Annotated in this window: 18 protein-coding genes; 6 read left to right on the top strand and 12 right to left on the bottom strand. The window is 37.6% G+C overall.

The features are described from left to right. Positions 1–15: 15 nt before the first annotated feature. The 3 genes from H6607_01765 to H6607_01755 all read left to right on the top strand — a co-directional run bounded on the left by H6607_01765 (position 16) and on the right by H6607_01755 (position 3,272). Complete coding sequence (locus H6607_01765) at positions 16–900, top strand: YitT family protein (GenBank protein MCB9261088.1); 885 nt, start codon at positions 16–18, stop codon at positions 898–900. Between the two features lie 108 nt (positions 901–1,008). Next, complete coding sequence (locus H6607_01760; GenBank protein MCB9261087.1) at positions 1,009–1,494, top strand: HD domain-containing protein; 486 nt, start codon at positions 1,009–1,011, stop codon at positions 1,492–1,494. 23 nt (positions 1,495–1,517) lie between these two features. Next, positions 1,518–3,272 (top strand): patatin-like phospholipase family protein, encoded by a 1,755-nt coding sequence (locus H6607_01755; GenBank protein MCB9261086.1) that lies wholly within the window; start codon positions 1,518–1,520, stop codon positions 3,270–3,272. 44 nt (positions 3,273–3,316) lie between these two features. On the opposite strand, the gene H6607_01750 is transcribed toward H6607_01755, so the two are convergent. Together H6607_01750 and H6607_01745 are read right to left on the bottom strand one after the other, a co-directional pair. Continuing rightward, positions 3,317–4,624: an adenylate/guanylate cyclase domain-containing protein gene (locus H6607_01750; protein ID MCB9261085.1), complete on the bottom strand. Its 1,308-nt coding sequence runs from the start codon at positions 4,622–4,624 to the stop codon at positions 3,317–3,319. 363 nt (positions 4,625–4,987) lie between these two features. Beyond that, a complete protein-coding gene (locus H6607_01745) occupies positions 4,988–6,088 on the bottom strand; it encodes a T9SS type A sorting domain-containing protein (protein MCB9261084.1) in 1,101 nt (366 codons plus the stop codon). A gap of 435 nt (positions 6,089–6,523) precedes the next feature. Here H6607_01745 and H6607_01740 point away from each other — a divergent pair, with 435 nt between their 5' ends. Then, positions 6,524–9,370: a response regulator gene (locus tag H6607_01740; protein ID MCB9261083.1), complete on the top strand. Its 2,847-nt coding sequence runs from the start codon at positions 6,524–6,526 to the stop codon at positions 9,368–9,370. Between the two features lie 4 nt (positions 9,371–9,374). On the opposite strand, the gene H6607_01735 is transcribed toward H6607_01740, so the two are convergent. From H6607_01735 to H6607_01720, 4 genes are all read right to left on the bottom strand, one after another. Then, positions 9,375–10,580: an adenylate/guanylate cyclase domain-containing protein gene (locus H6607_01735; protein ID MCB9261082.1), complete on the bottom strand. Its 1,206-nt coding sequence runs from the start codon at positions 10,578–10,580 to the stop codon at positions 9,375–9,377. Between the two features lie 11 nt (positions 10,581–10,591). Beyond that, positions 10,592–12,667, bottom strand: a complete 2,076-nt coding sequence (locus H6607_01730) for a tetratricopeptide repeat protein (GenBank protein ID MCB9261081.1) — start codon at positions 12,665–12,667, stop codon at positions 10,592–10,594. Positions 12,668–12,779: 112 nt separating this feature from the next. Next, entirely contained in the window at positions 12,780–13,148 is a 369-nt protein-coding gene (locus H6607_01725) for a DUF1801 domain-containing protein (protein ID MCB9261080.1), read from the bottom strand. 81 nt (positions 13,149–13,229) lie between these two features. After that, complete coding sequence (locus tag H6607_01720; protein MCB9261079.1) at positions 13,230–13,694, bottom strand: hypothetical protein; 465 nt, start codon at positions 13,692–13,694, stop codon at positions 13,230–13,232. Positions 13,695–13,815: 121 nt separating this feature from the next. Between H6607_01720 and H6607_01715 the strand changes: the two genes are divergently transcribed. Together H6607_01715 and H6607_01710 are read left to right on the top strand one after the other, a co-directional pair. Then, entirely contained in the window at positions 13,816–14,349 is a 534-nt protein-coding gene (locus H6607_01715) for a sigma-70 family RNA polymerase sigma factor (GenBank protein ID MCB9261078.1), read from the top strand. Positions 14,350–14,361: 12 nt separating this feature from the next. Further along, on the top strand, positions 14,362–17,148 hold the full coding sequence (locus H6607_01710) for a hypothetical protein (protein ID MCB9261077.1): 2,787 nt from the start codon (positions 14,362–14,364) through the stop codon (positions 17,146–17,148). Between the two features lie 54 nt (positions 17,149–17,202). On the opposite strand, the gene H6607_01705 is transcribed toward H6607_01710, so the two are convergent. The 6 genes from H6607_01705 to H6607_01680 form a co-directional block, all read right to left on the bottom strand. Further along, the gene (locus H6607_01705) at positions 17,203–18,189 is read right to left on the bottom strand and encodes a hypothetical protein (protein ID MCB9261076.1); all 987 of its coding nucleotides are present in this window, start codon (positions 18,187–18,189) and stop codon (positions 17,203–17,205) included. A 75-nt stretch (positions 18,190–18,264) separates the two neighbouring features. Further along, positions 18,265–18,840: a hypothetical protein gene (locus H6607_01700; GenBank protein ID MCB9261075.1), complete on the bottom strand. Its 576-nt coding sequence runs from the start codon at positions 18,838–18,840 to the stop codon at positions 18,265–18,267. Further along, positions 18,830–20,629 (bottom strand): gliding motility-associated ABC transporter substrate-binding protein GldG, encoded by a 1,800-nt coding sequence (gene gldG, locus H6607_01695; GenBank protein ID MCB9261074.1) that lies wholly within the window; start codon positions 20,627–20,629, stop codon positions 18,830–18,832. Before gldG ends, H6607_01700 begins: the two co-directional genes overlap by 11 nt. After that, positions 20,623–21,351: a gliding motility-associated ABC transporter permease subunit GldF gene (gene gldF / locus H6607_01690; protein ID MCB9261073.1), complete on the bottom strand. Its 729-nt coding sequence runs from the start codon at positions 21,349–21,351 to the stop codon at positions 20,623–20,625. Before gldF ends, gldG begins: the two co-directional genes overlap by 7 nt. Position 21,352: 1 nt before the next feature. Continuing rightward, positions 21,353–22,264 carry a gliding motility-associated ABC transporter ATP-binding subunit GldA gene (gene gldA, locus H6607_01685; GenBank protein ID MCB9261072.1) on the bottom strand — a complete coding sequence of 304 codons (912 nt, stop codon included), beginning with the start codon at positions 22,262–22,264 and terminating at the stop codon, positions 21,353–21,355. A gap of 8 nt (positions 22,265–22,272) precedes the next feature. After that, positions 22,273–25,197 carry a T9SS type A sorting domain-containing protein gene (locus tag H6607_01680; protein ID MCB9261071.1) on the bottom strand — a complete coding sequence of 975 codons (2,925 nt, stop codon included), beginning with the start codon at positions 25,195–25,197 and terminating at the stop codon, positions 22,273–22,275. Between the last annotated feature and the right edge of the window lie 24 nt (positions 25,198–25,221).

Here is a 25,221-nt window from a genome sequence, read left to right as displayed (position 1 = left end):
AATCACGAAACACTAATGAGCGACAAAAATGTTGTTAATTGGCGACACGTTTTTTCGCCCAAAAATCTCCTATTTACCCTAGCTGGCGTAGCTTCTGCGGTGTTTGCCTTTAAGGGTTTTATGATTCCAAACCATTTTATTGATGGTGGAATAAACGGCATATCGATACTCATATCAGAAACATTTGATATTAATTTGGCAATCCCTTTGGTGTTGCTCAATATCCCGTTTATTGCCATTGGTTATTATAAAATTAATAAAACCTTTGCTGCTCAGGCTTTCTTAGCCGTTCTTCTTTTGGCCACCGCAACCCATTTTGTACAATTTCAACCAGTTACTTACGACAAGGTGTTGATAGCTATATTCGGTGGTTTGTTTATTGGTTTAGGGATTGGCTTGGTTATCAGAGCCGGAGGTGTAATAGACGGACTTGAAATATTGGCACTCTATACCCGAAAAAAATCAAAATTTACCACCAACGAAATTATGATTACCGTGGTGTCGGTAGTGTTTATTTTGCTCGGCATTGAGTTTGGGTGGGACAAATCCATGTATTCCATTCTTACCTTTTTTACGGCAATAAAAACCGCCGACTATGTGGTGGAAGGGTTTGAAGAATATACCTCCATTTCTATTGTTAGTCGCAAAGAAGAAGAGATAAAAAAGGTGATTGTGAATGATTTCAAAAAAGCCATTTCGGTGTATAAAGGAGAACGCGGCTATCTGCCGTCCAGCTTTCATATAAAGGATGATTGCGATATAATTGTAACGGTTGTGAGCCGACTGGAAACCCGAAAAATTCAGGATGCAGTATTTGAAATAGACCCCCATGCTTTTATTTTTTTACAAACCATTAAAGAAGTGAGAGGTGGCGAGGTAAAACGCAAAGCCCATCATTAAAGCGACAAAATGAATAGGAATAGTAAAATATATCGACACTTCATTGAGTATCAAAGGAAGAATTTTCCGAAATGGCTATTTTATCACAACATTTGGCATGTTGAGTACGTGATAAACAAAGCTGCCCTGATAGCAAAAAGTGAGAACGTAACTGGCCGAACGCTTAAACTGGTAAAAATTGCCGCACTTACACACGACATCGGCCACACTGTGCAAAGACAAAATCACGAAGAAATAGGCTGTCAATTAGTTAAAAAGGAACTGCCTAATTTTGGAATTACGACTTCTGAAATTGATCAAATTTGCTCCATGATTATGGCCACCAAAATACCCCAATCGCCTCAAAATAGGCTGGATACAATTGTGGCTGATGCCGATCTTTCATACCTCGGAACACCACAATTCATCAATCAATCTGCACTTCTTTTTAAAGAAATGAACCACTTTAACAACAAATTATTAATAGAAGAATGGGATATGATACAGATAGATTTTATTGGCAAGCATCATTATCATACCCGCTTTTGCATTGAGCATTATGAAGCTTTGAAGTTAAGACATCTTCTAAAATTAAAGAAAAAATACGGGGTATAAAATTGTAAAACAGCCATACTGTTATGGAAAAATTAAATTTAGGTAATATTTTTTTTGAACAAAACGACTTAGACCATATTGAAAAATGTTTGAGCAATTATTTTGGCCAGAATATCGGTAATTTCATCCATCAACTATCGGTCGTAAAATTGCACAAAACAGAATATTTGTTTCATGAAAACGACCCGGCCGATGACATGTATGTTCTGATAAGCGGCAAACTTCACGTAATCGTCTCATCCTCAGAAAAACCTATTGCCCACATCAACATTGGTGAATGCGTTGGAGAAACGGCCTTGCTACAAAAGGGTTTAAGAACTGCCTCTATACGTGCTGCCCGCGATAGCACCTTGATTAAGATATCTGAAAACAACTTCAAGAATTTATATGCCCAACATCCAGATGTTATTATTCAACTATCAAACACCATTATTGACAGATTAAACAAAAAAAACAAAAACCTACATGAAAAAGCGAATTTCTGCAAGGTAATAGCCCTCATGGATATTGGAGGAAATTTACATGCCGACATTAAGGAATATTTTATTCAATATTGGTCTTCAAAATTTAGGATTGGCCGGTTTAACAGCTCCTATTTTGAAAACAACAGTGCCACAAAAAGCGAGCTGCAACTGTATCATTTGGAGCAAAAATGCGACTTTATTTTTATGCTTTCTACGCAAAATGAGCAATGGAACAATTGGATTATGAACAACTGCGACCATGCTTATTATGTTGGAAAAGAAGACGATACAGTCCGTTTTGAGTTGTTAAACACCTCTGCGGCAACCGACAATAATTTTTTAGTGCTAACCTACAACGAAAACGAATCTCCAACAAATGTGGAACAATGGCTACCCCATTTTGGAGCCGAAAAAATTTTCAAATGCCAAACAACAAACCAACTGCATTTAGACAGAATAGCCAGAATTATTGCCGGAAAACCAATATGTCTAATTTTGGGTGGTGGTGGAGCCAAAGGATTTGCACATTTGGGCGTTCTTAAAGCCCTTAACGAGGCAAATATACCAATTGACATTGTGGGTGGAACAAGTTTTGGAGCCATCATAGCCGGTGCCGTATCGCAAGATTGGACGTATGCCGAAATTGAAGATAAAGTGCGTGCAGACATTAGCCAATCAAACCCACTAAGTGATTATACATTTCCATTTGTCTCTTTGGTGAGAGGAAATAAAATGGAAAAATTATGCAAAAAACATTTTAACATAAAAATCGAAAATACTTGGAAGAACTTTTTTTGTGTGGCCTCAAACCTATCTACTCAAAATATTGAGGTATTTTTAGCAGGCAATATGGATACATCCATTGCTGCCAGTGCATCCATTCCGGGTGTGTTGCCGCCCAAATTGGTGCATGAAGAACTTTTGGTTGATGGCGGAATAATGCACAATGTTCCGGTAGATATTATGCGAAATTATTTTCAAGGTTATAATATTACCATTGATTTGAACAAAGCTAAGATTCGGAAAATAAAAGAGATTTACCATTTGAATAACCAACAATATTTTAAACGACTTTTGGGTATCGATAAAAAATATGTTCCATCGGTCATATCGGTAATCATGCAATCCATTACGTTGGGTAGCAACAACAAACAGCAACAAATGCAAGAACTCTCTGATATTTATATTAATCCGGAAATAAAACATGGGCTGTTGGATTGGAAATCGATGAATCAGATTCTAAAAATAGGCTATGACGAAATGAAACATGTGCTGCAAAACGAAAGTTTACCCGAATTGCTGGAATTGCCCTAAATTTATTGATTTTTACCCAGTTTTAAGATTAAGCCAAACCTGCTCTACGTATGGGTTTGGTGATTTTCTTTTTCGCCCAAAAGTTGATAACACTCCAACCCTTCTGTATTTTTGATTGTAACCGTTTTGGGGCTGTCAAACCTAAATTTATTATTGGTTTTTATTGCCACTTCTTTTGATACGGTAACCGAATTTGGATTGCATGCTTTTTCTATTCGGGCGGCTATATTCACGCAATGCCCCCACACATCGTAGGCATATTTCACTTTACCCACCACACCCGACAATACCATACCTGTATGAATGCCTATTCGGATGTCGAAATATGCCAATCCGGCTTTAATTTTCTCCTCCTTTTTTTGTTCAATAATTTGCAAAATATCCTGAGAAGCATAAATCATGTCGTAAATGCTGTCGGAGGTATCCTTATCATCCAAACCGCTAACGGCAAGATAGGCATCGCCAATGGTTTTTATTTTCTCAATGTTGTGCTTTAGTAAAATATTGTCAATCTCGGTAAAATATTCGTTTATTAAATCAAGTAGTTCCGACTGATTTAATTTTTCAGAAATTTTGGTAAAATCAACAAAATCAGTGAACATAATAGTGCAATTTTTATGCTTTTTGGGTTTCACACTACCCATTGTTTTTAACTCTTCGGCAATACTTTTTGGCAAAATATTGAGCAGCAACCGTTCTGATTCCTGCTTTTGCGACGCAATAACCTTGTTTCGCTTACTAATTCCATAAAATGCGGCCAAAAGTATTAAAACAAGCGTGGCTATTGCGGTTAATCCATAGGTTAGTTGTTTGTTTTTTTGCGAAGTAATTTCGTGCAATTTCACTTCATTTTGCAATCGTTGCTCTTTTTCAAAAAGCAGCAATGAGTCGAGAAACAACCGTTCTTTTAACAAGTTTGATTCAAAACCCAGTTTTATAATCGAGTCCAAATGCACCTCTTTATCTTGCATCAGATGGTCTATGACCAATTCTTGCTTACTAAGTTCTGCTCTTGATTGTTCTAACTTGTTTTTATTCTTTTCCAAATCTTGATTAGATAGTTGCAGCTTCAGTTTGTCAATTTTGGCCGCATAGTCTTCTACCTTGGGCTGTTTGTGTAAAATTTTGTAGGTGTCTAACAATTTTTGATACACCTCAAGATGCACAGACAAATCTATGTTGTTGCCGCTTAAATTTTCTTCGGCCAATAGATAGTATTCTAAACTTTTCCGTGTCTTGTCTTGATTTTTATACCAATCGCCCAGCAACAAACTAGCTATTACCTTGTCCTTTTTGTTGGTGGCCTGAGATAGCAAACCTTCCAGCTGCTCTATCGATTCTGCCTTTGCCATAGTTGAAAAGCAAAAAATGAACACAAACCCAAATCTGATAGCAGACCGAACGATAAAAGAGGAAATCAGGCTTTTGATTTTCATGTGATGTTCAAAACAAGTGATTGATTTCTTAAATATCAAATACATTTTGCAGAAATGTTTAAAATGATGGGATATGTTGCCGTATTCATGCCAATTCCTTTTAATATGTCATTCATCTTTATTAAAACTCAGAATAAAAAAGTGGGCATTGCTGCCCACTTTCATCATTTCTCCATTTCATTATGCTACCATTTTTTTTTTGAAACAGAGCTGATTAATCATCATTGTAGAGTATATTTATTCTATTGCCTATAATTAAACGTAAATCTTATATCTATACTAATTGGCTTTAAATAAGGTAAATACATTGGAAGAAATGCCCGTGTTTAGGGTAAAATAATATACACCAGATGCGAGGTCGCTGGTTTGAATTTGGTTGTCGCCATATCCAAGGTTTATCACTTTTACCTCTTGTCCAAAACTGTTGGTAATTGTAAGCGTTGCATCGTATTCGCTGTCCGATTTTATCGATATGTTTACATTATCGGTAAATGGATTTGGGTACATTGATACTTGGTTTGAAAGCGTTCCGTTCATTTCAGACAAATCGATTTTAATGGCATCGAAATATTCAAAGTTGCCGTCATAATCCACTTGTTTGATGCGGTAATAGGCAATGTTGCTGTTTCCAAATGCATTTAAATCAGTGTAACTATAATTTAAAATGGTTGAGCTGGTTCCGTTACCTTGCACGTTTCCAATGGCTTCAAAATTTTGTCCGTCCAAGCTACGTTCTACCTCAAAATGGCTGTTATTGGTTTCTGATGCAGTTGACCATTCCAACAATATAAATTGGTTTTGTTTTACGGTGGCGTTAAAACGAATAAGCTCTACTGGTAGAGGTATTGTGGCATATTTCCAATGAGATGGACTGGTGCAATTAATGGTTGTAACTGTTTCGTTTGGGCCAAATACTTCGTATCCACCACCAATGTGACAGCTTGCACCTGAGCCAAAACTTATTTTTCCGGCAGATGCATCGGTTATAACTGAACCTCCGTTGAGCACATAAATTATTCCGGTAGGAGCCATATTTATTACCTTGTTTAAATACAAATGCCCATACACGTAAACCGTATCTACCAAAATGCTGGCTGCGGTATTTACATCAACATCCACGGTGTCGTTGGCCGAGATAATGTAAATGTTGCTTCCGGCATTGCTTCTGGTTGTCCATGAGGTGGAGTCTTTCCATTTTAAAGGAGTTGAACTTGTTCCCGTTCCTACCGAGGTATATACGGTAGCTTTGCTACTAAATGATACACACACAAGCACAAGAGCTGCTGCTAATACTTTTGAAACTTGAATTGAACTTGCAATCGACTGGTTAATATTATCTGAAATATTTGTAACCACTACTTTTAAACTACTACTTAACATAATTGACTTTTTTAAAAATTTGATACTGCAAACCTATGGGGCGTTCAAAAGGTAGATTGGACAAAAAAGCTCAGAAATGCGACAAAATATGGGTTGATTAATTTTTTTAGACAATTAAATTTTTCTGTTCCAAAAAAGGAAAAAAGTGTGTGGTATAAAATGTTTAAAGTATTGAAAAATAGAGGTTTAACAATATTATTTTGATAAAAAGTTTTTACCTTGAAACACTCAAAAGTTGGACAAAACCACTCAATAATTGGACAACTTGGGGTAAACTGCACCGATTTGGAAAAAAATTGTTTTCTTTTGTGTTTATACAAAATTCAATCATTTTGGTAGTAGTAGTTATATGTTAAAATGTCCATCGACATCAATTTTATTAGTATTCTGTGAGCTAAATTGGTATGCTTGTATGATAAAACCCATAAAATAGACATGAAAAGTAGAATTTGGTCGTTCCTTTTGTTCATAGTTTTGTTTCCTTTTGGCGGAACATGTGAAACTCAACCCATTGAACCGTCATTAATAATAGATGCAAATTATCCTGAAAACCAATATTTGCCCGCATTAAAATGGGTGCTAAAAGAAGGAAATGTTCCATTGACCGAGCAACATTTAATTGGTCATCAATTTGCTGATGCTCAATATATTGAACTTTCAAAAAAAGGCAGTTTCGCATACGATGCCCATACCAACTATTGGTTTAAAATCCAATTTCAAAATAATGATGACATAAACCATAAGGTTTTAGGTCTCTACCGAAACGGGAACGGCATGCCTTGGGGAATTACTTTTGATAAAATAGACATGTTTTTGGTACAAGACAATAAACTTGTAAAATTAGGCAGTACAGGAACGAGTGTGCCCGCATCTAAAAGGGACGAACCCGAGATATTTTTCCCAACCATATTGTCGTTAGACAAAATTAATGATTCCAAATGTGACGTGTGGATTCGATTCAAATTGAGAGAATCATTTGTGTTAAAACCTCAATTAAAATTGCTGAATAAGCATGGCAACTTGGGTGCTGAACAAAATTTAACAAGGTCTTTTATCCTCATGGTTGCTGGTGCAGTGATTGTATTTTTAATTATTTCCTTCTTTTTTTATGTCAATCTTCGGGAGAATATATATCTGTGGTATATCATTTTTTTGGTTGCCTTTATAACCGACCAGGCTTACTTAGGTTTTGTAAACAGTATTTTTCGGCTGGTTTTCCCGGAGCATCCCCTTCTTCTTATATTCTTTTTTTCCCTTGTATCTATTGGTTTTTATATATCGCTGTTGCAAATTTGGTCAACCACGATAACAACATTTAACGCACATAAAAGAATTAATAAATACATCAAATACTGTATGTCCTATATGTTGGGATTTGCCATTGTAAACACTTGGTTGCGTTTGGCCAATATTAAGTGGAGTATTTGGAGCAATAATGCACATATATTTTTAGGTTTGGGTTTTGTGCCATTACTCGTAATGGCTGGATATCTTCTTATAAAGGGCAAACCTCTGGTTAAATATATGAGTGGCGGTGTTTTTGTTTTGAGTTTTGTGATGCTTGCAGGTCTTATTATGGTGAACATTTCACAAAACACGGACCAAACTCATCAAGGAATACTCAGAGCTGTAATAGGTTTTTCCATTGTTATAGCAATTAGTTTGTCCATAATTTACAGGTATATACTTTTAAATAGACAAAAAGAAGAAATGGCCTACGAAAAATTAGGAGCTGAAAATAATGCCAAATCTCTGAAAGAATTGGATATCGCCAAAACCGAGTTTTTTACCAACATTAATCACGAACTAAGAACTCCGCTCAGCTTGATGGTGGGTCCTATTGAAAATGTGTTGCATGACGAAAAAAACAATTTGACTGAATCGGCCAAAGCTCTTTTAAATTTAAGCCTAAAAAATGCCGAAAAGTTAAAAATAAGGGTCAATGAAATACTGGATTTAAGCAAATTGGAGGAAGGCAAAATGGACGTGAGCTTGGTGCCTGTTAAATTGATTCAGCTTGTGCAAGAAATCGTACAAAGTTTTGAATCGTTGGCACAAAAAAAAGAAGTTCGAATAGTGCTAAACACCGCTTTGGGTAAGGATTTAACCCTTTTTACCGACCTATTGAAAATTGAAAAAATTATCATCAATTTAATCGACAATGCACTCAAACATTCGCCCGAAAAAGGGGTGATTCAGGTGCATCTGTTTAACGAAAACAATACGTATCACGTTGAAATATCCGATCAGGGGAAAGGCATTAACGAAACCGAAGTGGACAAAATTTTTGAGCGGTTTGCACAAACCGAAGAAGGCAAAATAAAAGGAGGAAGTGGAATTGGTTTGCCACTTAGTCAAGGATTGGCCAAACTACTTGGTGGTGATATAAAAGTGCGAACCAATATAGAAGGTGGAGCAACTTTTGACTGCACATTTACCGCCGAAAAATACATAGAACAAGTTGAAAAAGAAGCGGTTGACTATGAATTACCCACCAATTTTGAGAACGAATCATTGGTTGAGTGGTCATCTAAAATAGACGATTACAAATACACCGTTATGGTGGTGGAAGACAATGTTGAAATACGACAATTTATAAAATCCACACTGCAAACCAAGTTTAAAATATTGGAAGCGGCCAACGGTAATGACGCGTTGCAATTGTTGCAAAGTGAACGTATCGATTTGATTACCAGCGATGTAATGATGCCCCAAATGAATGGGTTTGAACTGGTAAAACAGATAAAATCGGACGAACGATATAAAAATATTCCCGTAATTATGCTCACCTCATTGGCCGACAATGAAAACAAATTGGAAGCCCTTCAAATGGGTGTGGACGATTATTTGAACAAGCCTTTTTATGCTCGGGAGCTATTGGCTCGAATAAGCAATATTCTCACTAACTTAGAAAACCGCAAATTGCATAACAGCAATTCAACAGAAGAAATTGTCGAAGAAAACATAGAACCTGAATGGTTGCTAAATATCAAAGAAACAATTACCAAAAAAATAGACGACCGAAATTTGAGCCGAACGTTAATTGCCGACCTTACCTTTACTACCGAAAAAACATTGGACAGAAAACTGCTTAAAACCATTGGCATTTCATGCTCCGATTACATCAAAGAAATCCGATTGAACATAGCTCAAAAACTGGTTCAAACTCAAAAATACAGCACACTCAAAGAAATAAGCAATGCCGTGGGCTATTCCAATCCGCATTATTTTAACACGGAGTTTTACAAACGATTTGGCAAAAAAGTATCGGATTATTTTTAAAAATTTAAGCCAAACGAACAAAATACATATCAATCATTCCTTTTCCTTTTACATCCACTTTGCCGCGTGGTTCAAAGACAAAACTGGTGTCATATTGTAGTATTTCAAAAGTGGATTGAGATATATTCACTTTGCTCGCCTGCCCACTTGTCTCCATTCGTGCAGCCATATTTACCGTGTCGCCCCACATATCGTAGCTAAATTTCTTTTTGCCAATTACTCCAGCAATTAATGGGCCACTGCTCACGCCAATTCTTAGTTTTAGGTTTTTATTTTTAATACTGTTGTATTTTTCCAACTCTTCTAACATTTCAAGTGCAAATTTGACCAAAATACCTGCGTGATTAGCTCGATGAACCGGTACACCGGAGGCCACCATGTAGGCATCGCCAATGGTTTTTATTTTTTCCAATTCATATTTCTCGGTAAGAATATCAAATCTTGAAAACAAACCATTTAATATTTGAACTAATTCTTCTGGCGAATGACTTTCGGCAAATGGCGTAAAATCAACAATGTCGGCAAATAGGATGGAGGCGTTGTCAAAGCGTTCTACGATCTCGTCATCTTCATTTTTTAATCTATCGGCAATGGAATTGGGTAAAATATTGTGGAGTAGTTTTTCATTTTCCGAGAGGGAATGTTCTAATTGCTCTTCTAAGTCTGACGTTTTTATTAAGTAAGCTCTTTGCGAAAAAATTGGACCAAAAAGTGCCGCCATTACATTAAACTCAAATAGATACAAAAGATGATTTTTAGGTAATGTAATATCAGGTACTTGGTTAAAGGTTACAAAACCCAGTACACAAAAGACAATAGCCAAAAGAACAGGTACCAAGGTGAGCAAATTTGAGTGTTTCCGCCCATTTACCTCCCCAAAAATTATACTGGGGAAAAGTATAAATTGAAAGCCAGCCTTCCAGCCTACTTTAATGGTAAGGTAGCAGATTAAAACCAGCACAACGATATTGCCAAATACCCATGGGGTGTTGTAAATTCTTCGATGCCACATGATGAGCGTAGCTACGAATGATAATATGCTAAAAAGTAAAATTGGCACACAATCATAAATATGGTTAAGGAGAAAATAGACCAAAACCATAAACCAATAGGATATAGCCATTAAATTGGCCGACAATCCTCTATTGTGGTATTGAAGTTGCTTGTCTGACAAGCCCGATTGTTTTAGAATATTATTCTGTAATTTCATTGAAATATTACCTATGCCAATCCCACAAAATACATATCAATCATGCCTTTTCCTTTTACGTCCATTTTGCCGCGTGGTTCAAAAACAAATCGGTTGTCGTCTTTAATTAAATGATACGTGGTTTCCGAAATATTCACCTTGCCCGATACGCCATTGGTTTCCATTCGGGAAGCAGTGTTTACGGTGTCGCCCCATACGTCGTATTGAAATTTTTTGATACCCACAATACCAGCCACTACTGGGCCGGTATTTATTCCTGCCCTCATTTCAAAGAGTTCTTTGCCTTCGGAACGTTGCTTTTTTTGGTAGTCTAAAACAAATTGTTGCATTTCCAATCCTGCCAGCACTGTATTCACTGCCGAATTGGCTGACGGAACGGGAAGCCCACCTGCGGCCATGTATGCATCACCAATGGTTTTAATTTTTTCGATGTTGTATTTGGTGCTTATTTCGTCAAATGCTTTGAAAAAATAATTTATTTCGGAAACCAAATCCTGAGCCGTCATGCTTTCTGATTTTTTAGTAAACGACACAAAATCGGTAAACAAAACGGTTACTTCATTAAAATCTTGTGCTTCTGCTTCACCCTTTTGTTTGAGTTCTTCGGCTACTTCGGCAGGTAAAATATTGAGCAATAAATTATCAGACCGTTCTTTTTCGGAGGCAATAATCTCATTGGTATGTTTTACATACTTCCAACGACTAAAAAACCCTCCCGCCAAGAGCAAGGCAAAAAGTCCAACACCAATGAGTGTGTTACGGATTCTATTTTGTTTGGTTATTTCTTGTTTGTGCAAAAGTTCCAATTCTTGTTTTTCATGGGCTTGCTTCAAACTATCTGCAAACAGTTTTTTATCAAATTCGAGCTGCTGCATTTTTTTTGCAACATCATTTTGATTTAAGGAGTCGTAATACATTTTAGACTCCTCAAAATAATAAAGAGCATTCTTGTAATCTTTCAATTGTTTGTACACTTCATATAAACTCTCACTTAATTCCGATTGAGAAGTGAATTCTTGAAGTTTATTGGCAAGTTGATATGCCAAAAGAAAGTGTGATTTGGCTAACTCTAATTTTCCCTGATTCTGACATATAATACCATACGATTGATTTGTAAGCATAATCAACCCTTCGTTGTCGGTTTCTTTTGCAAAATACATTATAGAATCCAACAACACTTTTGCCTTGTTATACTCTTTTTCTGCAATGTAATGATCGGCCATTAGCCCTCTGCAGTAGTTTAATTTTTGTTCGTCTCCAACTTTTTCGAAGCACATAATGGCCTCATTGAGCAACGTTTTGCTTTTATCTTTGAGTTTTCTTTTATCATAATTTACGGCCATATTTAGCAAACACAAACCTTCATACGATTTCAGATTATTTTTTCTGGAAATAGTTAAACCTTCTTCAAAATATTGTAGCCCTTTGGCATAATCATTCAATATGTCGGTGTATAGTCCACCAAGATTTATATTTAGCGACGCTTGCATTTTAGCATTGTTTTTCTTTTTGTTCAATTCCAGTGCCTCTTGATAATATTTTATGGCACTGTTGTAGTCGCCCATTTTGTGGTAAATTGTTGCTAAATTATTTGTGGCCACAACCAATTGGCTATTCTTGGTTTTTTTGTAAATGTCAAGTGCTTGTTTTGCATAATACAATCCTTCTTTTTGATTTCCCAAAGTAGAATAACTAGCCCCTATGTTTAGCATAATTAGTCCCAATTTTGCAGAGTCTTTCAACTCAATAAATATTTTCTTTGCCTTTTGGTTTAATTCAATAGACTCATCAAGTCTTCCAATTTTATCGAGCAATGTGGCTTTATACATCATGGCGTTTGCCAAGCCATATTTTTCGTTTTTTTGAGTTGCAAATTCTTCCAACTCCTTAATCATTAACAGACCAGAATCTGGTTTTTGGGCGTATTTAAGATTCAAATATTCTTGGTAGGAACTTATTCTAATGCTATCTGATTTAGTCGTGCTGTGCCATACGCTGAGTAACGAGTCCAATCGCTTGGTTTGAGATTGACATAGAAACGGGATACTTAAAAACAAAGCGACAAACGCCAGCTTGAGAATTTTCATAACAAAAAATTACGCCAAATGTACAAAATCCATGTCAATCAACCTTTTCCATTTACGTCCACTTTGCCGCGTCGTTCGAAAATAAAATGCAGGAAGGCTGTTGAATAAAATTCTATTTTTTGGCGGCTTTTAGAGCGTTTTCGGCCACCCGAAACTCAACGATTCGAGCAATCAAATTTGTTGGCAATGGCTCATTTATTGGAAACTGCACCGACCCTTTACCCTGTTTATATTTTGCCAATTCTTCTGCAAATTGGGTATGACCCGTTGGTGTGGCATAAAAGCCGATGTGCTTGGCATATCCCGCAAAATAAACCAAAGGTTTGCCAAAGGTTTTATAGGCCGGCATGCCATACGAAATGCTTTCAGCCGCTTCAGGTGCTTTTTGGATAATTATTTCCCGGATGGCTCTCAACATGGTTTGAACTTCAGAAGGAAAAGATTCTATATACTGCTCCACCGAGCTTATGTCTGACTTCATATTTTTAATTTTTGGCCGAAGTTATTGTTTTTTATAATCCCTTCAAGGGTTTGAAACCCTTGAAGGGATTTTTTATCAGGTCTAATTCAAATAAAAAAATACGTACCTATCCGAACTCCAAAATAGACAAGTTATTGAAACCGTTTCTTTATTTTTTACTTCGTAATGCAGCTCCATTGCGTATTTTTCGTTGACCAAAAATTCCTCAGCTTGTTTTTCCGTAATTTCTAGAGGGGTATTCCCACAAAACTGGATAAAGTATGAGACAAGTTTTAACGCATAGTCTTTTGAAATAGAGTCTAATACAAATACCGTATTCAAATTCATGTATACATCCACATGGGGTTCGTCTCCGATTTTGTATTCGATATGACTGATTTTGGCTTTGCCATTTTGGATTGCATAAAATGGAAAACTTGTTTCGATTGAATCGGTAATTTCATTCTTAACTGCTATCTTCTTTTGTACATGTTGGCAACCATAGTGGGTTGTACCGCCCAAAACAAATAGGGTCAACATTGAAGAAGATAGAATTTTTTGAATCATAGTTTACGAAAGTAAGAAAATTGCCAAAAATCCTTTCAAGGGTTTGAAACCCTTGAAAGGATTTTTATCAGGCTAAAAAAAATTTCGGTTACCTTTCCACTTTGGTTACATAAACTGATAAATGGAAACAAATAAATTGATAGAACAGGTAAAAGAAGGCAAGGTCTCGAAGAAACTATATGCCTATTTTCCGGTGGTAAAAAAGTGGCTGTTGGCAAATGGCTGCTCTAAAAATGATGCCGCCGATATTTATCAGCAGGCTTTATTGGTATTTTGTCAAAAATGCCGTCAACCCAATTTCGAGCTTACCAGCAGTATAGAAACCTATCTTTTTGGGGTGTCGAGGTTTGTTTTTTACAACCAAAAACGCCTTCAAAAGCCCGAAGCTGCCGAACTTTCAGAGGTGGAACTGGCCGCCTCGAACGATGTGGACGAACACAAAGAAAAGGAAACCAAATTGCACATCGCTTTTAAAGCGTTGGAGGCTATTTCTGACCGTTGCAGACAGTTGTTGCAGTTGTTTTACTTAAAACAAATCAGCATGACCGACATTGCCAAAAAACTCGGTTTTACATCCGACCAATCGGCTAAGACACAGAAATACAAGTGTTTACAATTTGCCAAACAAAAGGCGTTAGAGTTTTACAATCAATAACGAAAACAGACAATGGAAGAGATAATCGAAAAATATTTGACCGGAACACTTTCGGAAAAAGAAAAGGCCGAGTTTGAGCAAAAAATGCAACAAAGCGAGCAATTGAAACAAGAGGTTAAGATACAAAAACAACTAATGGAAGCCGCCAAAATAAATGGTTTAAAAGCTGAAATTGAAAACAGTTGGAGGCAGTTTAGAACTGCAAAAATGGTAAAAACGGCGGCCATTAGCAGCATTATTGTGGCCATGGTGGCATTGGCCGTTTATCATTTTTGGGGGGAAACATCAACAGAGAACAAAATTGAAAATTCTCAAAATCAATATGAAATAAACAACTTGAACGACACCATTATTGAAACGCCCGATGGCATTATTCTTCACATTCCGGCACATTGTTTCGACAGCGTTGAAAATTATTCATTGAATGTTGAAGAAGCACTTACACCTGTAGAAATCATTAAATCGGGGCTGAGTACGGTGTCCGATTCCGGGTTGCTTTACACCAATGGTATGTTCAAAATTACCGCAACCAACAACGGTAAAACCCTTGAAATTGCTGCTGGAAAACAGATTACTGCCCAAATACCTGCCGACGAAATAGACTCTAAAATGATGCTGTTTGACGGGGTTGAAACCAATGGAGAAGTAAAATGGACAAACCCAAAACCAATAAAAAAACACCTGATAAACCGCAGTTTTGATGAGCTTGATTTTTATCCCGAAGGATTTATACAAAAATTGGCCGAAAACGGCTTCGACATCAACAACCGTGCTTTTACGGATAGCCTTTATTTTTCGTTTGATTGTGGGGGAAAGGCGAGTAATGAAAGGGAGACTCTTACCTCCAAGGTTGATAATTTAGAAACGACCAGTATACCAGAAAAGTTGTCAGGCAAAATTCCAACGAGATTGAAAAGCAGATTAGACATGGGAGATGATTTGATGAAACTGGTTTTTGAAATTGACGTACCGGATGGCTATATATTATATGACATTAAACAACACAACTCCCTTAAGTTGGTTTATAATGAGAGATTCTCTGTTGTTTCTCCACCTAAAATTTTAAATGCCTCCACCAAATTTAGCCCAATCATAAACGAAAATATAGATTACGCTACCGGAACCGTAAAAGTTGAAACTGTAATAAAAAAGGTTGATCCAACGAAAAGCTGCGGTGTAACATTGGAGTTTATGGTTTGTAATGATAGCATTTGCTTCTCTTATTACTCTCGTGGTTTTACGCTTTGGGAAGGTTGGGCTGACAGAAAAGAAACAGCTGCTTCAGACAGCTCTTCTTCTGGCCGTGAAATTTGTCCTGCACGCATTCAGGCATTAAAAACACCAACATTTGCCAACACGTTTGTAGCCACCAAAGAGTTTGAACAACGCTTAAAACACATTTTCAAAAGTTGTAATGAGCAACTTTTAAATGTATATATCAATCATTTGGATGAAGATATGTGGGTTTCCGATTCGATTGCAGCCACTATGGTTTCGGGTGGTTTGGGTCAAGTTTTCAAAGACTTTGCCGATCAAAAATTGGGAAATACCCAGGCTGCAAACCCGGCCTTTGCACAATTGGCGGCCTACCACAAACAACAAACCGAACGGTACAGAAAAATTGCCATAGAGACCCAGCAAAAATTGAGAGAAAAATACGCCAAACGAGATAATGAAATGCAAGAAAAATCAGCCGCAAGGTCTGAAAAAAGAAGTGCCGACGAAGCCCAAAATTATGAAAAGGAACTGCAAACCAATTTGCAAGAAGCCTACCACCAAGCGGGGCTTAACTTTAGTAGGAATTATTACAACGTACCAATTCAAACTACCGGATGGAAAAATCTTGACCAATATGTAGCAGAGGCAACCAAGAAACGTGAAAGTTTAAAAATGCGGTTTAACAATCGGGATATCAGCATTGAATACCACCAACTTGAAGTGCAATTAACTAAACCTGAAACCTACGATTGGGTGCAGGTTTACATCATTGCTGATTCGCTACCCTCGTATCAAAAGCTCAAAAAAACAGGAGAAATTTATACCGAAAAATTAAACGAACTTTTTGATTATCAATTGGTATGTGTGGCTCAAAAAGGCAAAGAATATTTTTATCATTCCGCATTGTTGAAAAAATCAGAACAACGATTAAGCATAAACTTAAACTCTATTTCGGAAGATGAGCTTAAAGCAAAATTGAACCAATCCACCGGAAAATCTGCATGGAGTTTGACCAATGAAATAAACTTTTTGGGCGAGCAATTTAAGTACAACAAAGAATTAGAAACACGTAAAAAAGCAGAAGAACTTAGGCGGGAATTAGAGCAAATTATTTGGCCATGTGGAGTGCCAAGTGTCCCTCCTTACCCCGTTGAGAATATTAAAACTCGTAACTCGGCACAGACCAGCAGCACTTTCGACAAAGACGATGAACAAGCCGTTTTATTCAATCATCAAAATAAATCTGATGAAAAGAAAGACCTACTTATTGTTGCAAATATCAGCCAAAATAAAGAGTGCGAACAAAATGTGCCAGTGCCGCGAAGCCACGTGCTGCTTGATTATCTCAAACAAAATTATCCAAAAACATACAGCAGCATAGAACTTGATTTTGACATAAATGATTCAACACTCAGCAGCCATTTTCAGGTAAATTATTGCAATTTTAAACGCACACCCATGGTAAAAATAGTTTCTGAAAAAAAATCAAAAGATTACGTTTTAAATATCGACAAGGTTTTTAAAGGCAATGAATTTAAAATGATGTTTGCTTTGGCAGGGAAGGATTGTGCGTGTGATTGAAAAGCATGAAAACAAACCTGACAGGTTTTGAAAACCTGTCAGGTTTGTTTTTTGTTAATTTCGAGTAGAAACGGGTTCGGATTCCGATATTAGTTGAGGAACTAGATTCTTAATTTTTTGCTGTTTTTCTTGATCCAAATCATCAAATCCGACATCAAAATATTCTTTGGCATACTTATCTCGCACGTCGTGATAAGCACTTGTAATTTCGTTGTAAACCTCACAATAGAATTTATATTCCGCTTTTTTCGAATGTTGTAGGGATACAATCCCATTCAAACTTTGACCTAATCCAAAAGTTGGCAAATCTATTTCAACTTTAGTCAAAGAACCCAACAGGAAGTTTTTTACAATTTCCCTCAAGTCATAGATTTTTATGAGCTGCCCCTCCACCATTAAACTATCATCTCCAACAAATACTGTCAAAATGTTTCTTTGATTTTTAATTTTTTGTTCATCGGATGGATTAGGTGGTAAAAGCACACAAATTCCGTGAGGTGATCTGTTCGTTTCAAGATATTGATAAATAGTGGTAATGCCTAATATTCTGTAAAACTCATTTTTAAAATCCCGAGCATCCAATTTGGTAAGAAATTTACCAACAATATGATTTAACGGTGGCACATCCCCAATTTGTTCAATCGAATCGAAAACACTTAAAATGTAGTTAAATTTTGAATTTGCAAACCGAATTGAATCTACTGTTTGGAGAAATGATAAATCATCACACAATAACTGAGGAATAAAATTTATATCCCTAAAATCTTTCCAAAACCCTTCCAAATCACCCTTCAAATCATCACTATCCCTTATTTGGCATAAAGCATCCAAATAACTTAGTCCACTTGCATCATGCAAAAATCCGTTTTGAATAAGCACACTTTCAATGGAATCAAAACCTAACTTTGGGTTTTGATTATGGCTTTCATAGTCTGAATACAAACAGTCCGTAACCGCATCCTCAACCTCATAGATACGCCTGTTTTGTGTACAACCGATAATGATTGCTGTCAACACCAAACTCAAGAATATTTTGGTCATAACTATTATTTAATGCGAAAATATCAAATTCTAATTTTAAGACCTGACCGGTTTTTAAAACCTGTCAGGTTTGTGCTAAAAACTTTGTGGAAATGAGCCAAGTAACAGCATGCTCAACAATCCGATAAGCATGATTAACAGCATGGCGGTAAAAGGTTTTTTCCATTGAAATTTTTCCTTTACCCATGCCTTTCTTATAAAAAAAATGAGCAAAACAAGCACAAAAATGAATGTAGGAAAACTATAATAAAGGGCGAAAAGCACCCTGCCATTAAGCACTTTCCAACTTTTGTTGTGCCACCGTGTCCAATATCTGGGTTTGAGCTTTGTTTGAGTCACCAAGACCTCCCAATCACGCTTGGTTTGAAAAGTGTCAATGCTGTTGGTAATTTCGTTTACAACGAAATACCCTGTAGTGTCTCCATAATGGTTTTTATTTCCCAGTCTGCCAACAATATGATTTTTGTAAAAATACCATTCGGCCAAGCCAGTCAATTCTACCCCATTTCGCAAATAAAGCGTAGTGTTTGAAAAATTATTGATTTCATTTCCCCAAGGTGTTTTGGCAGCCCAATCGGTTACCCCTATGCCGGCAAAAACCGTGTTTGATAAGAAAAGATAAAATGCAAGGACGCAAATTCTACCTCGCATACTTTCTTCGGCGTATCCAAAAGTTGATAAACCCGAAAATGGCCAACACCACAATAGGCACAACCATGTTTATGGTTTGCCATTTGCCTTTCTCATTTTTCACTTTTCCTTTGTCTAACAAACGAAGCTCAATACGTTTGTTGCGAACTTCAATGATGTTTGAACTATCGCACAAGTAGTCCACACAGTTTAAAAAGAAGTTTTTGTTGGCAAATTCTACATAGCTGTTCATAGCCTTTGAGGCATATTTATCAAAGCCTAACGGCATGATTTGTTTTCTCTCATTCCCCGTTTGATTTCGAATTAAATCGCCATCAGATATAACAATCATGGAGTTGTTTTCTACTTCATTTTTTAGTTTAAATGGGCTTGCCTTTTCCATCAAAGGCCGGTTGGCAAACAATGATTTAAACCTGCCTTGAGCCAAGACCGCCGCTGCCTGAAAGGGTTTAGTGAAATATTTTGGGTCAATTTTTTGTTGAGTAATGGCCAAACTTACAGGCACTTGCATAGGTGCAACCCGCGAAAATTCGGATGACGAAAGCAGAACCGTTCGGTGCTGATAAATATTAGGCAACGTGTCGATAGAAGAAACAAATTGCCCCCATACGTTGCCCACATTTCTGGAAATTGGATGATTATTGTTGGTGGTAAACAAAGGATAATAGAGCCACGGAACAACTATTTGACCATTGGTTTGACTCAAAATAGGTATAACATGGCAATTCATGTCTTGTATCAAATCATAGTTCACTCTGAGTCCGTAGCGAAACAACAAGTCGCCAATGTTTTGCTCATGGGCCACGGGGGTAATCTCGCCATTATAGACCAAAAGGCTGTCGTATTCTGCAATCACCGGATCGATAAGCCATATTACCTTGCCACCGTTCATTACATATTGGTCCAACAAAAGCAACTCTTCGTTTTTGAAATTCTTTCGAGGTTTGGCCACAACCAACAAGCTGTAGTCATTTAATTCATCCATCAAAGATTTGAGCAAAATCGCCCCTGCATTTTCAGGGTTGGCCTGCAGTTTTGATAAAAACGGTTTGGTGCAATTGGTGTCGTCCAAATTGATGTTGATGGTGGAGGCGTTATAAAACTCGTCCAAGGATTTACCAATATCGGCCATGTCAATGCCGTCCAACTCGCCATGACCTTGTGTAAAACCAATGCGAATTTCTTTTCCGGTCACGCACTTTCTGAGTGCATTCCCGATTTCGTATTCCAACTGCTCAATACTGGCATTGATGTTTTCATCAAGGCTTCTTCCTGTTCTAAATTGTAATAGGTTCAGCGGATATTCGGCTCCCTTATAATGCACCAACGCCCCCGGAATAATGGCCGACTCCATTATTTTACCCTCTTCGGTATTTACCGGATTGGTAACCATTAACCCCTTTTCCCTTAATTGTCGGCGTATATCGTTTCGCTCTTTTTCGTTTCTATCCGACAAAACATCATCAAACTTAAACTCAATGTTTCCGCCTGAGATGTTCTCGTATTCCTGCATCAAATCGCGAGTGGCATTTTGCAAACGTTTGTATTCTGCCGGGAACTCGCCATCCAAAAATATTTGGATATACACCGTTTCGTCCAACTTGTCCACCAAATCGTGGGTGGCTTTTGATAGGGTGTAGCGTTTTTCTTTGGTTAAATCAAATCGCTTATATTTAATATCTGCCATCAGATTTACCACCACTACAATGGCTGCCAAAATCAAAAAACGGTAAATACTTTTTTGCTTTACCGAGTAATTTCTCACCTCTTCTTTTGCTTTTTTTACCATTTTCTTTTACCAAACATCAAATTAGTCAAACCAAGAAAAAAGGTAATAAAACCTACAAAATAAATCACATCTCGTGTATCGATTACCCCACGGCTTATACTTTGGTAGTGATGCTCAATGCCGAGCCACTCAATTGTATAGCTCAGTTTTGAGGCATTTATTGTGTTTCCAATAGCACCCAATACCGAATAACTAATAAAACACAACACGGCAGAAAGCAGGAACGCCACGATCATATTGTTGGTAAGGCTGGATGCAAACAAACCAATGCTGACATAGCACCCACCCAGAAACAATAATCCAAGATAGGAACCCATGGTAGCTCCCACATCAATATTGCCTGCCGGACTGCCAAGTTTGTATATGGTTATGTAATACAAAACCGTTGGGATTAATGCAAAAACCACTAAAAACAATCCAGCAAAATATTTCCCAAGAATGATTTGCCAGTCTGTTAATGGGTGTGTGGTAATCAGTTCCACAGTGCGTGTGTTTTGTTCTTCGGCAAAGGTTCGCATGGTTATGGCCGAAATAAGAAAAATAAATACCCAGGGAGCCATAAAAAATAAGGTGGACAAATTGGCCTCGCCATAATCGAGGGCATTGGTGTCTTTATAAATCCACATAAACAAGCCAATGGCCAATAAAAAAACGGCCACCACTACATAGGCAATGAGCGAACTCAAAAAACTCCGCACTTCTTTTTTAAAGATGCTGAACATATCAGTTTTTGGTAATGCTTCTAAAAATGTGTTCCAAATTTTGTGATTTTTCTTTTTGTTCCAAAATCACATTGTTGGTTTTTACGGCAAAGTTGAACAATTTTTCATGCAATGCCACTTCGGTTTTAGAGGTTACTTCAAAGGTATTTTCATTTATTTTTTGCACTTTCAACACGCCATCCATCCGTTGAAGTTGACCCAAATCAACCTCATTTTTGAATTGAACAACCACTACTTTTTTATCGCCATGTTTGTGTTGCAAGTTCGAAAGTGCATCATCGGCCACCAATTTGCCTTTGTCTATAATTATTACCCGACTGCACATAGCCTCCACTTCTTGCATGATGTGGGTGCTGAGCAAAACTGTTCTATCCTCGCCGAGTGTTTTTATTAATTTTCTTATTTCAACAATTTGATTGGGGTCAAGGCCGGAAGTTGGCTCGTCTAAAATCAACACTTTGGGGTCTTTCATCAACGCCTGAGCCATGCCCACTCGCTGCTTATACCCTTTACTTAGGCTCGAAATTTTTTTGTTCTGTTCTCGCGTAAGACCTGTTGTTTCAACCATTTTTTCTACCCGCATTTTTTTGTCTTTTTTCACCCCGCACATATCCGCCACAAACGAGAGGTATTCTTTTACATACATCTCATGATAAAGGGGGTTATGCTCCGGAAGGTATCCGATGTTGTTTCTTATTTCCATCGATTGGTTTTCTATATCAAAACCATTGATGCGGGCAGAGCCCGAGGTGGGTGTGATAAAACAGGTAAGCATTTTCATGGTGGTGCTTTTACCCGCACCGTTTGGCCCCAAAAAACCAACTACCTGACCTGTTGGAACGGTAAACGACAATTCGTTTACCGCCCATTGGTCATCGTATTTTTTTGAAAGTTTTTCTACTTCAATCGACATTTTTATGATTATTCTTTCACCAATTTTAACGGAGTTGCTCCGTTTGAATTGTGCAAAATCATCATGTAATTTCCAGATTTTAATCTTGAAACGTTCAGGCTATGGTTGTTGTTTCCAACATGTGTCTCAAAAGATTGCTCCATCACTTTTCTTCCAGTAATATCAAAAATTTCAACCCACAACTCATCGGCTTTTAAAGAAGAAAACTCCAATGTTAACATATCATTCACGGGAACAGGATAATACTTAAATCCAGACAATTTTAAGTCATCAATACCAACGATAAACTGCACCTTTCGGTTAGCCGATGCCGTGCAACCATTATTATCGGTTACTGTTACTGAGTATGTCCCATCTGTTTTTACATAGATGAAAGAAGTTGTTTCATTTGTGTTCCACTTATATGAGGCAAAACCGCTGCCTGGCGACAGTCGGACCGAATCGCCCGCAGTGGCAATTGTATCATTACCAAGCGTAATGGTTGGCGGATTTACAAGTCCAACATTTATTGAATCGGCATTATTACAGCCATTCACATCGGTAATTTTCAACCAATAATTTCCGCTTGTATTAATTTTTAGCGAATCGTTGGTTGAACCATCATTCCATTTGTAAGCGGTCATGTTTTTTGGCCCAACCAAGTATTTAGTTGTGCCAAAACACAAATTAAAATCTGCACCTAAATTAATGCTCGGTTTGTTGATGGTGGTTAGAACCACCGTGTCAAAAGACGGACAACCAAAACTATTGTAGGCAGTTAAATGATAGCTTCCTGATTTGTAAACCACAATATTTTGCATGCTGGAGGCAGTGTCGTTCCAAATATACCCACTCAACGCACCAGGCCCTTCAATGGTAAATCCTGCTCCATCACAGAAAGTGGTGTCCGGCCCGAGACTAAACTCAGATGAAGGCTTAGTAAACAATGTTTTCGTGTCGGAATATTTGCAACCATTTTGGTCAACCACATCCAGTTTATGCGTTTTAACCACATTTGTCATGTAGGTTCTTGATGTACCTTGTCCGTTGTTCCAGCTATAAGATGTCATGTTTGCTGGTCCTTTAAAAGTTGCAAACTGGTTGTCGCAGATGGTTGTATCGGCTCCCAAATCAAACACGGGCAGCCCAAATGCCGTAACCACCATTGTGTCTTTATATCCGCAGCTATTTACGTCAATACCAGTAAAATAAATGGTATCGGATTGTTTCAATTTTATGGTTTTATTGTTTGAATTTACCGTTTTACCAACCCAGTTGTAGCTGATTAGATTGTTTGAACCGGCCACAAAAACAGAGTCTCCGGTACAAAAAGTTGTATCTCTTGCCCAATCTTCGGTTAATAGTTGTTTTACATTTACGGTTACAACGGTTGAATCTGGGGCACAAGCCTGGTCAGAAGATGTAACCACCAATTTATAGGTAGTGCTTGCCGTGGGGCTAACCGTAGGATTGGATACTGTACTAACCACACTGCCTGAGGCATTGTACCAAGTGTAATTTACACCGGTTGTTCTGTTTCTTCCAATAGAAGTGCTACTTCCTTTACACAAATCGTACGAAGTTTTTGTCAACGCTGCCGAAAGTTTGCAACAATGGGTCGTGTCCACCGAATTGCTACTTATATCGGTTCGTGTTACACCGGGTGTTTGAGAAGAAGGTGTAAAGTTTTGAACGATACCAAAATAAACACTTTGCAGGTTTATAGGCATGTTCATAAAAACATCTGTAGAACTGTTACATTGGGCTTCTCCTTTGTCAGACAATTTTATCAAATACATGTCTTCTGAGCTGCCAAAAGAATTACTCATTGATAATACAGCAAAACCTCCATCTCTTGTCAAAGCAATATCTGTTGGCCAATGACCATCGGTTCCGCTTGCACCCAACATATTGAAGTTTGCCACGTTTCCGTTGGCAAAAAACTCGGCAAAAACCACATCACGGCTTCCACTATTCTCGCCATAACCAACTACCGCATACGTATTGGTGGCACCCGTTTTTACTACTAAATTAAAACCTCTGTCATTACCGCTGCCGCCATAGGCCGACGCGGATGTAACTGCCCCTGAAGTATCGGTGGTAACAAACAAAATATCATTATCTCCACCGTTTACGGCCTTTGTCCAACCTGTAAGAATGTATTTGTTTTTATCAACTTTTACGTCCCAAGCCACATCATCGTAGTTGCTTCCAAGAGTTCGCATCCATTTGTAGCTACCTACCGAATCAAACTTGGCTATAAAAGCATCACTTGTGCCAATTCCGGTGGTTGTCCCGGCCTGCACCAAGCTGTCATAAAGTGTCATTCCACAAATTACCACGTCTCCTTTTAGGTCTTCGGCTATTCCATAAGCCTCATCATCTCCTAAGCTACCAAATTTTCTATACCATCGCACATTGCCTCCCGCACCCAATTTGGCTATAAAAGCATCCGTTCCGGTGGTGTCGTTTTTTACATATCCAGTAACGTAAAAACCGTTGCTATAAATGGACCGGATTACATTGTATCCATCTTCAATACTATCTCCCCCAATGGTTCTGGTCCAAACTACGTTACCATTTTTATCTGTTTTAAAAATCAACGCATCGGCATTGCCACTTCTGTATGAATTGGTGGTTCCGGCCACAACAAAACCTGAATCGCTGGTGGGGGCAACTGCCCAACCAACCTCATCTCCTGTGGAGCCATACGATTTTGACCAAACTATTTGACCAATTCCATTGGTTTTTACTAAGTAGGCATCTTTTTTTCCTGAACCATAGCTGGTAGTATAACCCACGGTAATAAAGCCTCCGTCTAATGTAGGCTCTATGCCATAACTGTTCTCTGTGCTGCTTCCGCCATAACTTCTTTCAAACAATGTTTGCTGAGCAAATGAAACTGATGAAATAAAGATGAAAGCCAACCAAAATGTGATGTATCGTTTATTCATTTTTTTAAATAGAATTCGCGTTAA

This window comes from Flavobacteriales bacterium, assembly GCA_020635395.1.
Lineage (GTDB): Bacteria > Bacteroidota > Bacteroidia > NS11-12g > UBA9320 > UBA987.
The sequence above is the reverse complement of the archived record's forward strand: the minus strand, read 5'-3'. Positions and strand labels throughout refer to the sequence as shown.